Source organism: Nostoc sp. (genome assembly GCF_036917135.1).
GTDB lineage: Bacteria > Cyanobacteriota > Cyanobacteriia > Cyanobacteriales > Nostocaceae > Nostoc.
The window spans coordinates 39,851-53,974 of the sequence record NZ_JBALEA010000059.1 but is presented as its reverse complement, the minus strand read 5'-3'; the positions used below and the strand labels follow the sequence as shown (position 1 = coordinate 53,974).

General features: G+C 41.3%; 15 protein-coding genes. 9 read left to right on the top strand and 6 right to left on the bottom strand.

The window, feature by feature from the left end:
• Window positions 1-18: 18 nt before the first annotated feature.
• Window positions 19-1,104 (bottom strand): ABC transporter substrate-binding protein, encoded by a 1,086-nt coding sequence (locus V7K50_RS17470; protein ID WP_334962135.1) that lies wholly within the window; start codon window positions 1,102-1,104, stop codon window positions 19-21.
• A 193-nt stretch (window positions 1,105-1,297) separates the two neighbouring features.
• Between V7K50_RS17470 and V7K50_RS17465 the strand changes: the two genes are divergently transcribed.
• The gene (locus tag V7K50_RS17465) at window positions 1,298-3,307 is read left to right on the top strand and encodes a serine/threonine-protein kinase (RefSeq protein ID WP_334962133.1); all 2,010 of its coding nucleotides are present in this window, start codon (window positions 1,298-1,300) and stop codon (window positions 3,305-3,307) included.
• Here V7K50_RS17465 and V7K50_RS17460 read toward each other — a convergent pair.
• The 4 genes from V7K50_RS17460 to V7K50_RS17450 form a co-directional block, all read right to left on the bottom strand.
• Window positions 3,304-4,371, bottom strand: coding sequence for an ABC transporter substrate-binding protein (locus tag V7K50_RS17460; protein ID WP_334962131.1), 1,068 nt, complete (start codon window positions 4,369-4,371; stop codon window positions 3,304-3,306). The two genes, V7K50_RS17465 and V7K50_RS17460, sit on opposite strands and share 4 nt — an antisense overlap.
• 20 nt (window positions 4,372-4,391) lie before the next feature.
• Entirely contained in the window at window positions 4,392-4,874 is a 483-nt protein-coding gene (locus V7K50_RS17455) for a tetratricopeptide repeat protein (RefSeq protein ID WP_334962129.1), read from the bottom strand.
• A gap of 718 nt (window positions 4,875-5,592) precedes the next feature.
• Window positions 5,593-5,862 (bottom strand): acyltransferase family protein, encoded by a 270-nt coding sequence (locus V7K50_RS30740; protein WP_442944615.1) that lies wholly within the window; start codon window positions 5,860-5,862, stop codon window positions 5,593-5,595.
• Window positions 5,863-6,359: 497 nt separating this feature from the next.
• Window positions 6,360-7,454, bottom strand: coding sequence for a hybrid sensor histidine kinase/response regulator (locus V7K50_RS17450; protein WP_334962127.1), 1,095 nt, complete (start codon window positions 7,452-7,454; stop codon window positions 6,360-6,362).
• A gap of 436 nt (window positions 7,455-7,890) precedes the next feature.
• Between V7K50_RS17450 and V7K50_RS17445 the strand changes: the two genes are divergently transcribed.
• From V7K50_RS17445 to V7K50_RS17425, 5 genes are all read left to right on the top strand, one after another.
• On the top strand, window positions 7,891-8,610 hold the full coding sequence (locus V7K50_RS17445) for a response regulator transcription factor (RefSeq protein WP_334962125.1): 720 nt from the start codon (window positions 7,891-7,893) through the stop codon (window positions 8,608-8,610).
• Window positions 8,611-8,767: 157 nt separating this feature from the next.
• Complete coding sequence (locus tag V7K50_RS17440) at window positions 8,768-10,465, top strand: NAD(P)H-quinone oxidoreductase subunit 4 (RefSeq protein ID WP_334962123.1); 1,698 nt, start codon at window positions 8,768-8,770, stop codon at window positions 10,463-10,465.
• A gap of 363 nt (window positions 10,466-10,828) precedes the next feature.
• Entirely contained in the window at window positions 10,829-11,092 is a 264-nt protein-coding gene (locus tag V7K50_RS17435) for a DUF433 domain-containing protein (RefSeq protein ID WP_334962121.1), read from the top strand.
• The gene (locus V7K50_RS17430; RefSeq protein WP_334962119.1) at window positions 11,076-11,396 is read left to right on the top strand and encodes a DUF5615 family PIN-like protein; all 321 of its coding nucleotides are present in this window, start codon (window positions 11,076-11,078) and stop codon (window positions 11,394-11,396) included. Before V7K50_RS17435 ends, V7K50_RS17430 begins: the two co-directional genes overlap by 17 nt.
• Window positions 11,397-11,643: 247 nt before the next feature.
• Window positions 11,644-12,285, top strand: coding sequence for a restriction endonuclease subunit R (locus V7K50_RS17425; protein ID WP_190963742.1), 642 nt, complete (start codon window positions 11,644-11,646; stop codon window positions 12,283-12,285).
• A 146-nt stretch (window positions 12,286-12,431) separates the two neighbouring features.
• Here V7K50_RS17425 and V7K50_RS17420 read toward each other — a convergent pair whose 3' ends face one another.
• Window positions 12,432-12,749: a hypothetical protein gene (locus V7K50_RS17420; RefSeq protein WP_334962117.1), complete on the bottom strand. Its 318-nt coding sequence runs from the start codon at window positions 12,747-12,749 to the stop codon at window positions 12,432-12,434.
• Window positions 12,750-13,119: 370 nt separating this feature from the next.
• Here V7K50_RS17420 and V7K50_RS17415 point away from each other — a divergent pair, with 370 nt between their 5' ends.
• From V7K50_RS17415 to V7K50_RS17405, 3 genes are read left to right on the top strand one after another with little or no spacing between them, the layout of a single operon-like run.
• Window positions 13,120-13,443 (top strand): hypothetical protein, encoded by a 324-nt coding sequence (locus V7K50_RS17415; protein ID WP_334962116.1) that lies wholly within the window; start codon window positions 13,120-13,122, stop codon window positions 13,441-13,443.
• Entirely contained in the window at window positions 13,421-13,891 is a 471-nt protein-coding gene (locus V7K50_RS17410) for a hypothetical protein (protein WP_334962114.1), read from the top strand. Before V7K50_RS17415 ends, V7K50_RS17410 begins: the two co-directional genes overlap by 23 nt.
• On the top strand, window positions 13,881-14,012 hold the full coding sequence (locus tag V7K50_RS17405) for a hypothetical protein (protein WP_334962112.1): 132 nt from the start codon (window positions 13,881-13,883) through the stop codon (window positions 14,010-14,012). Before V7K50_RS17410 ends, V7K50_RS17405 begins: the two co-directional genes overlap by 11 nt.
• Window positions 14,013-14,124 lie beyond the last annotated feature (112 nt).

Sequence of the window (14,124 nt, the reverse complement as noted above, 5' to 3'; positions counted from 1 at the left end):
AGAATAGCAAGCGATCGCTTACGTCTTGTAATAGCTTACCCCTTTATTCACAAATTGCAAGGTGAAGGCATCTTTGTAATTAGTGCTGGCATCGAAAACACCTGTTTTAACCAAGTTGTCAAAGAATGATTGCCAGCGTTCTTCTTTCATTGCACCGATACCCAATTGTTGAGCATCACCTCCAGTGATTATGGCATTTTCTTTCAGCTTCTCAAGGCTAAAGTTTAACTGCTCGTCAGTAATGTCTGGATTGTCTTTTTTAATCAACGTATTACCTGGAATTGGCTCATCAAGGTAGCTATACCAGCCTTTAATTGAGGCATCAACAAATCTCTGTACTAAATCTGGGTTTCTTTCTACTAGTTTTTTTGTGGTTTCAATGGTAAAAGCATAGGCATTGTAACCATAATCTGCTAACAAGATCACTTGTGGTTCTACCCCTCCTTTCTTTTTAATCTCGAAGGGTTCAGCTGTTAAAAGACCTTGTTGAATAATATTTTTATCTTTCAGAAATGGTTGGACATCAAAGTTATAGGGGCGCTTTTGGTCGTCTGTAAAACCGTATTTTGCCTTTAAAAATGGCCAGTATGTAGCTTCGCCACCAGAACCAACAAGAATCTGTTTTCCTTTAAGTTTTTCCAGCGAGTCGTTACCAGTACCGGGGTGAGTGATTAAAACTTGAGGATCTTTTTGGAAAATAGCGGCCACTGTAACTATGGGAACGTTATCTCTGGAAGCTCCAATTGCATCACCAGCATGTCCCATGATTAAATCAACAGATCCCCCCATCAACAATAAGGTGTAATTACCCCTTGGCCCACCTGGTTTGATGGTGACATCTAATCCATGATCTTTATAAATACCCGTCGCTAGAGCCTGGTAAAAACCGCCATACTCTGCTTCCGCCACCCAATGAATGCTAAAAGTGATTTTATCTAGTTTGCTATCAGACGTGGAGTTAGAAACAGAAGTTACTGGTGATGTTTTGCTATCGTTTGTACAAGCTGCTAACATTCCAGTACTTACTGCAATTGAGCCATATTTAATGAATTTACGGCGATTGATGCCACAGATTCCATTTCCAGAGTCATCTAGCTGACTCATCTAATACCTCTCATTTTTACGGAAATAGAGTATTTAAATATACTCTAAATTGTTGGTAGAATTATAGTATAAGATTATCATAACCGCTAAGGTTTTATTTCCATATTTGGCTCAGGTGGGTGACAATTTGCTTAAAAATATAATCACCTAATCATCTGGAAATAATATGTAAAAAAACTTATATGAAAAAACAATGAGCTTCTGCATTAATCCTCACTGCCCAAACCCGCAAAATCAAAACTCTACGTTATTTTGTCAGAGTTGTGGTTCGGAATTGTTGCTTGAAGGGCGCTATCGAGTAGTAAGTGTACTGGGTGGTGGTGGCTTTGGGAAGACTTATGAAGTAATTGAACGCAGTGGTACAACAAAAGTTTTGAAGGTTTTGCTACACAGTAACCCCAAGGCGGTATCGCTGTTTCAGCAAGAAGCTCAAGTCTTAAGTCAGCTGGATAATCCCGGAATTCCCAAGGGCAAAGGATACTTTAACTTTTTGCCCCAAAACAGTCAGGAGCCTCTGCACTGTCTGATTATGGAGAAAATCGAGGGGCTAAATCTCGAACAATATCTGCAACAGCGCAATTACCGCCCGATTGATCAAGAGCTAGCACTTGAATGGCTGGTGGAATTATTTACCATTTTACATCAAGTGCATCAGCAAAACTTTTTCCATCGGGATATTAAGCCGTCCAACATTATGCTTAAAGGCGATGGACAACTGGTATTAATTGACTTTGGGGCGGTGCGAGAAGTCACACAGACTTATATGCTAAAACAAGCTGGTGGACAGGTAACAGGTATAAATTCTCCTGGTTTCACGCCACCAGAGCAACTTAATGGTCAGGCGGTTTTAACATCAGATTTTTTTGCCATAGGTCGCACTTTTGTCTATTTACTGACGGGCAAAATACCAACGGATCAAGATATTTACGATATCAATACTGATGAGGTGCGATGGCGTAATTATGCTTCTGGTGTTTCGCCATTGTTAGCAGATTTAATTGATGATTTGATTAAGCGATCGCCTAGTCAACGTCCTCAAAGTACCAATGTAATTTTACAACGGTTAGCCGAAATTGAACGGGCATTGAAAAGACAACCCAATCGAGGCTCGCCCAAAAATTCATCAAGACCCAAAATAGGTTCACGGTTGAGCCGTCGCTTTGGCTTGAGTGTCGGTAATACATCTCCTTTGGTGATGGTAATTGGTGGAGCAATTGCCGCTAGTGCAGTAATTTTATTCATAATTCCGTATCTGATCCGTTCTGACTGGTTTTCTTTGATAAAACCTAACCCAGCCGAAGAATGGGCAAAAAATCTGACTTTGGTAAATACGTTAACTGGTCACTCTGACGCGATATCATCTGTAGCGATCGCACCTGATGGCCAAACCATCGCCAGTGGTAGCCACGATCGAACAATCAAGTTATGGAATCCCCAAACAGGCAAACTAATCCGCACTATTTACGGACATTCACTACCAGTTTTATCAGTTGCAATCAGCCCCGATAGTCAAAACCTCGCTAGCGGTAGTCTCGATGAGACAATTAAGCAATGGAATCTTAGTAACGGTCAACAAATTCGCAGCATTAAGGCAGATGGTTATGTAGCTTGGAATAATGCCATAGCAATCAGCCCCGATAATCAGTTTATTGCCACTGGCAGTACAGATAAGACAATTCGGTTATGGAATTTTGCCACCGGTCAACGGCTACGTACCCTTTATGGGCATTCACTGCCAGTTTTATCGGTAGCCATCAGTCCCAATGGCCAGACCCTTGCCAGTGGTAGTACAGACAAAAGCATCCGGTTATGGAATCTGGGCACCGGACAACAACTTCATACCCTTTCTGGGCATACAAGTTGGGTGACTTGCCTGGCCATCAGCCCCGATAATCAGATCGTTGTCAGTGGCAGCCTTGACAAAACAATTAAGCTGTGGAATGTAAACACTGGTGAATTACTCCGCACCTTATCAGGGCATTCTTACTCAGTTTTAGCAGTTGCCATTAGTCCCGATGGTCAGATTATTGCCAGTGGTGGTTTAGATGGGGAAATTCGCCTGTGGAATTTGGAGACGGGAAAACTTCTGCACACAATTTCTGGACATACCAAACAAGTTGTTTCCCTTGCCATCAGCCAGGATAGACAAACCCTTGTCAGTGGTAGTGCAGACGATACAATCAAGATTTGGCGATCGCCTTAAGTCTTTTGATAAAATTCTACTCCTTTATTGACAAATTGCAAGGTGAATGCATCTTTATAATTAACCTTGGCTTGATAAATTCCAACATTAACCATACTGTCAAAGAATGATTTCCATCGTTCCTCACTCATCGCTCCAATACCTTGTTTTTCTGCTGTACCAGAAACGATAATTCCATAAGCTTTCAGCTTTTGAATCCCATAATCAATTTGTTCATCTGTCATTTCTGGATTCTCTTTTTTAATCAGCTGATTACCTGGTTGGGGATTTTTTAAGTAGCTATACCAACCTTTAATTGACGCATCAACAAATCGCTGGACTAAATCGGGATTTTTTTCTACTAGTTCTTTTTTCGTTTCAATCGTAGTTGCATAGGTTTGATAACCATAATCTGCTAATAAAAATACTACTGGCTTGAACCCGCCCTGCTTTTCAATAGCGAAGGGTTCAGATGTGATATAACCTTGCTGCGCTGAGTTTTTGTCAGTTAAAAAGGGCGCAGGATTAAAGTTGTAAGGGCGTTTTTGATCGTCGGTAAAACCGTACTTAGCTTTGAGAACAGGCCAATAGGTAATGTTAGCAGAAGCAGAGACATAAATTGGTCTACCTTTGAGGTCGGCAAGGGTTTTAGTTGCTGTGTTGGGATGGACAATGAGACACTGGGGATCTTTCTGGAAAATTGCTGCGACTGTGATTTTGGGAATACCTTGTGCTATGGCGTTCACTGCATCAATGCCATAACCCATAAAGAAATCTACCGCACCCCCCATCAACAATTGAGTACCACTGGGAACCTGGGGGCCACCCATTTTAATAGTGACATCTAAACCGTACTCTTTGTAAATACCAGTGGCCATCGCCTGGTAAAATCCGCCGTGTTCTGCTTCTGCTATCCAGTTTGTACCAAAGGTAACTTTATCCAACCGAGAACTGCTAGTTGATGGTTGGTTACTGTTAGTACAAGCAGCAAAAATGCTGCTACCGATGCAGATAGAACCGTATTGAATAAAATTGCGGCGACTAAGGCGATGAATTGCTCTTGATGAGGGTGATGACGGATTCATAAAACAGTATAATCTCTCTCCTATTTACCGTTGTAGCTGAATCTAAATGTACATTCTAGAATCAACTTTTGATTCACCAGCGAATAGGGCTGAATTTCGAGAGCGCGTTCAAAAGCTCGAATCGCTTCACCATATTCTCCTAGTGCCGCATAACACAAGCCCATACCGTGAAGCGCTCCAAAGTGTATTGGATTTATTTGCACAACCATCTGACAATCTGCGAGAGATTTTTGATAATCACCAATACTGTAATACAGGAAAGCCCGACGATTCCAGGCTTCGGCAAAATCTGGCTGCTCTTTGATTAATGCTGTCAATGCTGTTTCCGCTTCAGCAATTTCACCTGCATCCAGTAACTTTTGACTGCGGTCAATTATTTCCAGCCCATATATTCCCTTTTGCTGAAACCATATCCGCCAGATTTTTCTGGTTGCCTTGTCCCGGATTGTGGCATCGGGGTTTTTCAACTCTTCAAGTAAGGAATTGATAGATAAAGAATCCATGAATTTGAGATCAGTGAATATACCTTTGTATTAACTTTCTCACAAAATATATCTATTAAATCATTTTTAAAGTCATCTTTAAATTTGCGGTGATTAATTGCTATTTATGAATTTTCTGTGTTGTTTCTTCTATTCAGCAATACGACTAATACCAATACTGCGGAGGTTTTGGCTAAAAAATAAAAATGTGTAGGTTGATTGGAGAGCCAGCGCAGTCTTCAGAGGTTAGCGCCTTTCCTTCGGAACGCTCCGCGAACGCGGAGCATTTGGTTCTCAGCAATTAGGCTCCGATTATCATCAATGAAGGCAGGAGGCAGAGAGCAGTCAAGAAGAGGAAAACTGCCCGACGCTCGCGGACTTATCTGTTTCCTGCCGCGACCAGACTCTTGTTGGGTTTAAAACCCATTCCCAAATCTCTGCCACAGGTGTCCTGCAACACGCTCGTTCGCCTTTGGTGTCTCCCTTTGGGAGAGGACTCGCTACCGCTACGCTATCAGTGTAGGTCTGAACACGAGTGCGTCTCGTTGGCGCAGCCTCTCGTAGAGAAAAGAAGCCTAGACTGATTGCAACCTCCTGCCTCCTGTCTTCTGCCTTCTTCACTATTCCTGTGCTTCAACCGCCTCATTTCCCCGAACTCAACTCAATCGTGAGGCTTTGGCAGTTCCTCAAAAAACTGCTCAAAAATGAACTGTTCTATTTACGCGTAGGCGTAGCCCAACTAGGCATCGCATCCAGCAACTGACCGATACTGAAGTAGAGTAAATAAAAAAAGGAATGAAAAATAAGGTACTATAAAATGAAAAAAATTTTTCTTAAAAAAAGCATAGTAGTCAGTTTTTTTGCTATAAAGATATCCACTGATAAAGAAAAAAAGCGGCATATGAAACCAGAAAATATATTTCGATACTGGGTCTACTATATGTCCGACAACAACTGTAATTATGGCAAGACCTTTCCAACAATCAATCCATTCAATTCTTTTGGACATTAATGATACGTCTTAATATTAGCTGTGTACTGTCTTAGTATTTCTAGGAAATGACTATTTAGGGCGTAGAACTTAATAAAGATGGTAGAAATATTTGGGAAATGCGATCGCTAGAGATTGATTAACTGCCTCGGAGATGGCCGAGGCGATCGCTTGTGTATGGATAAAAAACCTTTTTGCAGAATTAGGACTTAGGCAAAACTACACGCTGTAGGGGCAATTCATGAATTGCCCCTACCTAAAAATCATTCTTTTCAGCTATTGTTTGTGTAAGTCCTGAGAATAACTAGCAGAAAGAAGCGAGGGTTTCTGCGTTCTTCTCTCATATTTTTACTTATAGCCGATTACACAACAAAGATGTAAGGGGAAACATACTGGCATTGCAGTGTCGGGTCAAATTTGCTCCTGGTTACTGCTTTTAGGGCTAAAAGTAGCGAAGACACATTTTACTCCCACACAAAGTTTGAAAACCTTGCTGTGAATATGAATCTCTACTTTTAGTTTTCGTCAGCCACAGGTAGACGTATAGTAAATGTACTACCCTTGCCTGGTTCAGATGTCACCTCGATTGTGCCTTGATGCGCTTCGATAATGCAGCGAGATAAATATAGTCCCAAACCACTACCAGAACGTTGGTGTTTTCCTTGGCGAAATCGCTCGAATAATATTGCCTGATCTGGTTGAGAAATTCCCGGCCCTGTATCTTGGATATCAATATTCACAGCTACCGCAGTGAGATAACAGTGAATATGTACAGAACCTTTGTCTGTAAATTTGATGGCATTGCCGATAATATTTGTCAAAACTCGCCGCAGTTCTACACGATCGCCCATGACGGTGCTTGTAGTTTCGCCTTTATCAAGGTTTACAGCCAATCCTTTTTCTTCAGCTAAGGGAGTTAATTCTTGGGAAACTTCACTAACTAATTCCTGAATATTGCAGGGAGAAATTTTTAAAGTTTTACAGCCCGCTTCATGACGATAAACTTCTAACAAGGTATTTACCATTTCTAGCAGGTCTTGATTGCTGCCAATCATGGTATCAATTATTTCTTGCAGCTGTGGCGAAACTTCGCAAAATCTGCCTTCCAGCAATAATTTTAATACGCGGTTGGAGGCTACCAACGGTATGCGTAAATCATGAGTAAAACGCGAGACAAAATCTGCCCGGAGGTTAGCCATCTGGTCTCGTTCGTCGATACTATGCTTAAGGCGGAGGAGCGATCGCACTCGTGCATGAAGTTCATCAGGATCGAATGGTTTACGAATAAAGTCATCTGCACCAGCATCAAGTCCTTCCACAACGCTAGACTCATAGTGAGCCGTGAGCAGCAAAATGGGGATAAATGGCAACGCCTGATTCTGTCGGATGCGTCGAGTAAATTCATAGCCATCAATCCCTGGCATCATCACATCTAAGAGAATTATGTCTGGTGGTGACTCCTCAACCATAGCCAGAGCCATTTTGCTATCTTCCACCAAGCTAATTTCATAGTCCTCATCTTCTAGGACTGCTTCTAATACCAGTAGATTGTCAAAAATATCATCGACAACGAGAATTTTATCTTTTTTGACAGTTTTAGTTAAAGACATGGCTAAATAAAAAAAAGAAGTGCCTGGCTATCCCTAGCAAATCTAGTAATAGCTTACTTCACCAGCGCTGAGACTATTAAAGATTCACATTTTCCTTTAAAGTTTCCTAAATTAAACATTTTATCTAAGTAATTATACTAAAAATTACTAATTAAGTGTATAAATTAATAACTGTAGCTGTTTTTAGATTAAAAATTGTTTACCATAAAACATCTATCATCAGGTTAATGTATTCAAATATTTTTTGATTGAATTAGATGATCATATCAAAACTCTTGCCTGAGAAAGGCTTACGAGATAAGGTTATTTATGTCTAATGGTAGATGAACTTAGGGAAATAATACCAAACGCATTGCTTTTTGTATAAAATCCCGAATAGAAGAACGAGATTATTTTAATCTGTACTTGAGATAAATAACGGTCAAGTTAAGCAACTATGAGTGAAATCAAGATCCTTGTGATTGAAGATCACAACCTGACAAGAATCGGCTTACGATCTGCCTTACAAACCCAGCCAGAGTTTAACATTGTTGGTGAAGCAGCCAATGCAACCGATGGTATCAAGCTTCTGAAAAGTCTCAAGCCAGATGTTGCTACTATTGACATCGGTTTGCCTGATATGGATGGTATTGAACTAACACGCACATTTAGGAAATATCAAGCAGAGAACGAAGATTATACCACAAAGCTGCTAATTTTAACGATGCAGAATAGTGAACAAGCAGTTTTAGCAGCTTTTGCAGCAGGTGCAGATTCTTATTGCATGAAGGATATAGAAACTGAGAAACTAGTAGAGGCTGTGGAAACGACATACTCAGGTAGCTCATGGATCGATCCAGCGATCGCAGACCTTGTACTACAACAAATACGTCAAGATTTCCCCGATGCTAGCAAAGGGGCATCTGGAAAAAGAGTCATGATTGAAGGTATTGACCCAGATATTGAGAAAAGTATAGTCGGCTATCCTTTAACTAATAGAGAGATGGATGTTTTAGAGTTAATTGTCGCTGGGTGTGACAACGCCGAAATTGCTAAAAGGCTCTATTTGACAGTTGGTACTGTAAAAACCCATGTTCGAGGTATTCTCAATAAACTCTGTGTTGCTGATCGGACACAAGCTGCTGTTCGTGCCTTGCGTGCTGGATTAGTACCATGAGCAATTAAAAATCTTTCTTCCCCAACTCCCAACTCCTCACTCCCCAGTCAATTGTTTTTTAATTAAAGCCATTACCTGGGACAAAGATTTATAAAGAAATCGTTACACAGTTTAGTACAATGACATAATTGACAAATAAGTATTTTTCCTCATATACATGATAGCGGATCAATTTCCCTGGCTTACCGCAATTGTCTTGCTGCCACTCGTTGCTTCCCTGCTCATCCCTGTGCTGCCTGATAAAGATGGTAAGCGCGTGCGGTGGTATGCACTAGGTGTCGGTATTGCAGACTTTGCCTTGATGTGCTACGCCTTTTGGAAACATTACGACCCCAGTAATGCTAGTTTTCAACTCGTCGAAAATTATGCCTGGGTGCCTCAGTTAGGTTTTAACTGGGCGGTATCAGTCGATGGACTTTCAGCGCCACTTGTGCTTCTAGCAGGATTTGTCACCACACTCTCGATATTTTCGGCTTGGCAAGTTGATCACCGTCCCCGCCTCTTCTATTTTTTAATGCTGGTGCTGTATTCGGCACAGGTAGGGGTGTTTGTTGCCAAAGACTTGCTGCTATTTTTCATTATGTGGGAAGTAGAGCTGATTCCCGTCTACCTACTAGTTTGCATTTGGGGTGGGCAAAGGCGTCGTTATGCGGCTACGAAATTTTTATTGTATACCGCAGCCGCTTCTATATTTATTTTGGTGGCAGCCCTGGCAATGGGGTTATACGGCGGCGGTAATATGACATTTGACATCACCGCCCTCGCCAAAAAGGAATATCCCCTTGGTTTGCAACTGCTACTCTATGCAGGGTTGTTGATTGCATTTGGTGTCAAGCTTGCTGTTTTCCCCATGCATACCTGGTTGCCTGATGCCCACGGTGAAGCATCTTCTCCTGTATCGATGATTTTGGCTGGCGTATTACTAAAAATGGGCGGATATGGATTGATTCGCCTAAATCTTGAACTACTCCCCGATGCACATATTTACTTCGCGCCGGTTCTAGCAATTCTCGGTGTTGTCAACATTATCTATGGTGCATTGAACTCCTTTGCTCAGACCAATATGAAGCGGCGTTTAGCTTATTCGTCGATTTCTCACATGGGGTTTGTGCTGCTTGGCATTGCGTCATTCACTGATTTGGGAATCAACGGCGCGATGTTGCAGATGATATCGCATGGTTTGATTGCATCGGTGTTGTTCTTCTTGGCTGGTGTTACTTACGATCGCACCCACACAATGGTAATGAAAGATATGGGCGGTATTGGTCAAGCCATGCCCAAAGTCTTTGCCCTATTTACAATGGGAGCAATGGCATCTCTAGCACTTCCCGGTATGAGTGGTTTTCCTGGGGAACTATCGGTATTTGTTGGTTTAACAAGCAGTGACGTTTACAGTTCGACTTTCTGCACCGTCACAGTTTTCCTCGCCGCCGTTGGAGTCATCCTCACACCGATTTATCTACTTTCCATGCTGCGAGAGGTATTTTATGGTCAGGGTGCAGCACTGATCTGCGACGTTAATAATGCCGGCTTGGAAAATCAAGAAGATGACGGAACAGTTTGTTTTGGTACAGACTGCTTCGTGCCAGAAGATGCAGTCTACGACGATGCTAGACCCCGTGAGATATTTATCGCTGCCTGTTTTCTGCTGATGATTATCGGTATTGGTTTCTATCCCAAGATGGCAATGCAGATGTACGATGTGAAGACAGTCGCAGTCAATGCTAATCTTCGCCAGTCTTATGCCATAGTCTCGCAAACAAATCCCCAGATTTATGCTAATGGTTTCTTGGTTCCGCAAATTTCCGAGGTTGAGGTAGCGCCCGTTTTGGGAACTTTGAAGTCAGATTTTTGACCGATAAATTTGTTGAAAAGAGCGTTGTCTAGGACTTTATTACTTTGACCAAAGGCTCTACGCAACCTACAATTACTACATTAGAGTAATACATAAGTGGGTTGCGTATGAGTAATACTTCCTTCTTTGATGAGCAGAAAGAATTCTTGGGCAATCTTCTGGATCAGCATAAGTCAAACTCTTCGGTGGATGTTAATCAATACTTCGCTATTGAACGATTTTTCTATTTCAGTGGGAGAAGCCTTATTTCCTGTTCCTTGCTATAAAATTTTGCTTGGAGTAGAATCGTTTCTCATTAACTTGGCATGAAGCAATAGCAATATATATTGACGATAATTTTCATCAGGAGCTAGGGTTACTTCCATGAAATTAGATCGCATTACCAGCAATCCCAATCGCATGAATGGACAGCCCTCTATTCGTAATCTTCGGCTTACAGTTCGTCGAGTGATTGAGTTATTAGTTACCTACCCTAATCGTGAAGAACTGCGCCAGGAGTTTCCCGAATTAGAAGATGAAGATATTCACCAAGCCTTAATTTTTGCATCGTCTTACTTGAGCGATGCCTACGGCGGGCAAAGCCAACGCATCATTGAACTACCTAACAGCTATGAAACTGTTGCTTGATCAGGGATTACCACTCTCTGCGGCAACATTGTTACGTAATGCAGGTATCGACACTATCCATGTCGGTGAAATTGGGATGTCTGAAGCTGAAGATGCAGAAATCATCCAGAGAGCTAGAGAAGAAAGACGTGTTGTTGCTAGACTAGATGCAGATTTCCATACATTGCTGGCACTTGATGAAGCAACTACTCCTTCAGTCATTCGCATTCGGATTGTTGGATCATCTTTTTTGTGGAGTTCTCTAAGTAAAGTTTGGATGCGTTACATTAACAAACCCTACAATATCTGCGACTCAGGGGAGTAATGTATTGCGATCGCTATTCCTGTGAGTCGTGATTTCTAGGCGATCGCCTCAATTATCTATCTGCTAAAGGCTTTGCGGTATGCGATCGCATTAACAATCTATCTCCTGAAGGCGATCGCTATTCCTGTGAATCGTGATTTTTAGGCGATCGCTCTTTTGCTCTTATATATATCGTATATTAGGTATTGGAGCCTAGATCAAATGTCTAGACTTTTAAACTTCATGTAATTACTAGAAGAATTTAACCGTGATTACAAATGCTAGTAGCCTTACCCTTGGCGCTCTCCGTCAAACTTTTGGCTTGAGACTCGACTCTAGCGATCGCTTTTTTGATGAATGGTTAAATAATGCGCCGACTCTAACCGAAGCGGAACTACAAGGACTAGATCGCCTCACTCGAAACTATACCTATCTCAGTCAAGAAGAACCACCTCTCGAAGAAATTGTTAAGCTTGTAGTTATATCACCATTGCTAGATTTAGCAGGTTTCTATCAGTTTCCTTTTTTGGTAAAAGCAGAAGTAAGTACCAATATCGAAGTTGCAGACGAAGCTAATGCTATTGCAGTTCAAGGCAGGATTGATATTTTGGTGATTCAAGATAGTTTTTGGATTTTGGTAATCGAGTCAAAGCCTGCAAGACTAGACGTTACGGCGGGAATTCCCCAAGCACTTACTTATTTGTTGAGCGCTCCCAACTTACAGTCAAGTTGTTATGCAATGGTTACAAACGGAAGAGAAGTATTGTTTTTGAAATGCGATCGCCACCAAAATGTTCCTCAATATACTAGATCCCATACTTATCGGTTACTTGAAAATACATCAGAACGTATCCAAGTTTTGCAGGGACTTAAACAAATTGGGGCTTATATTGGCGATTTGAGGAGTTAGGCGATCGCTATTTCTGTGAGTCGTGATTTTTAGGCGATCGCTTATCAATTATTTGTCTTTGTGTCGGCACACATTCTGAAAAGAATTGCCGATAACTTCTCGGAACTCAACAACGAAGTCAATCATTTTTGATGGAACGAACTAGGCTAGAAGCATACAAACTTAACGGCAAAATGCAGTGGTGGTAGACACTTGCGAGTTTCCTTATCTGCATCAGAAGGCAGAGTAAAAGTGATTGGCCAACGACGGGCAGCAAGATTAAATGGCATTTGATCTTTGGGGCTTCCAAATACGTCATTCATTACTAGGATTAGCCGCTCGTCCCCAAGAGAATGCAGTGCAAAGCCAAGTTCAATAAGAACATTGGCATTCGCACAAAGTCTGCCTTTAGTAGACTGCGAAGTAAAAGACACATCAGCGACAAAAGCAGAACTCACTTCGATTTTTGAGAAGATCGTATGCACAATGTCTGGAATTCCTGGTGTTCCTCTTGTATCGTGATCTATTTATGGTCGCTCCTCAAGTCCATATTCTCGCTGAATTACACGCATTGCGTCCTTCAGAGCATCTCGAATGAAGTACCGATTAACAGACTCAGGGTGTTCGCTTTGCCATGAATAGAAAACTGAGATTGCCATGTCTCGATTTATTTGCGTATAGCTATGTTGAGAGCTAGCTATATATATTATCTTGCAGATTACAGGATAAATACTTATACAGGGTGAATATTACATAAATTATCTAACTGCTAGAGGTTTTGCTGATAACTTAAGAACAAGGAAATAAGCGATCGCGTAACATAGAATTATAACTGACTTCAAAATGGCAAATTATATGCTAGAAGCAAATATACGCGACAACCAAGAGCTTTCTCAGCTAATCCAACAAGCCAACTCTAAGCGAGAAGCGATCGCCTTAGTCCAAGAAGGGCAACCAAAAGCAGTGCTGTTAAGTTTCGCAATGTTTCAACATTTGATAGGGATTAGCGATCGCCGAGAACAGCTATCAAACGAAGGATTTGCAACTATGTCGCATCAACTTTTTACCAAATCTGGCTATGACTCGACCGACAAAATTATGGAACTTATTCAGGATGTAAAACAAGAAATATCCACAGAAAGAGAGCAAAGGCTAAATGACGGTGAAATCAAAGTCTAGTTTGCCCAAATCAATATTTCTCGATACAAATATCTACATTCTGGGAGCTATTGATTTAGCCAGCGATGAAAGCAAAATTTTATCCTTGCTAGTAATTGATGAAAACAGCGATGAGCAAACTAGAGTTATCTTCTCTCAAGAACTTATCGATCAAATCTTACGAGTTGGTAAACGCTTGCAAAACAAAGACTGGTCAAGTGGTCTGTTAACAAGACTTTGGCAGCAATTGAAAGTAGATTTCATATTTGTAGAAGACAAAGATATTCAAGCGATCGCTGATGCTGGCATAATTCCCCGTGAAGATGCAGGTGTTTACCTGACTGCCAAGCAAGGAAAAGCAAAATGTTTTGTATCCAGAAATTACAAACTAATTCGCGCACTTGTCGAGCAAACTGAAGAATTTGAATGTTTCACTCCAAGCGAATTCTTACAAAAATATGCCCCATAAGCTAGATAAACTGATTTGTTTGAGCGATCGCCTCAATTATCTATCTGCTAAAAGCTTTGCGGTATGTGATCGCATCAACAATCTATCTCCTGAAGGCGATCGCTATTCCTGTGAGTCGTAATTTTTAGGCGATCGCTTCAATTATGTAACTGCTAGAGGTTTTGCTGATAACTTAAGAACAAGGAAATAGGCGATCGCGTAACATATAATTATAACTGACTTCAAAACAGCAA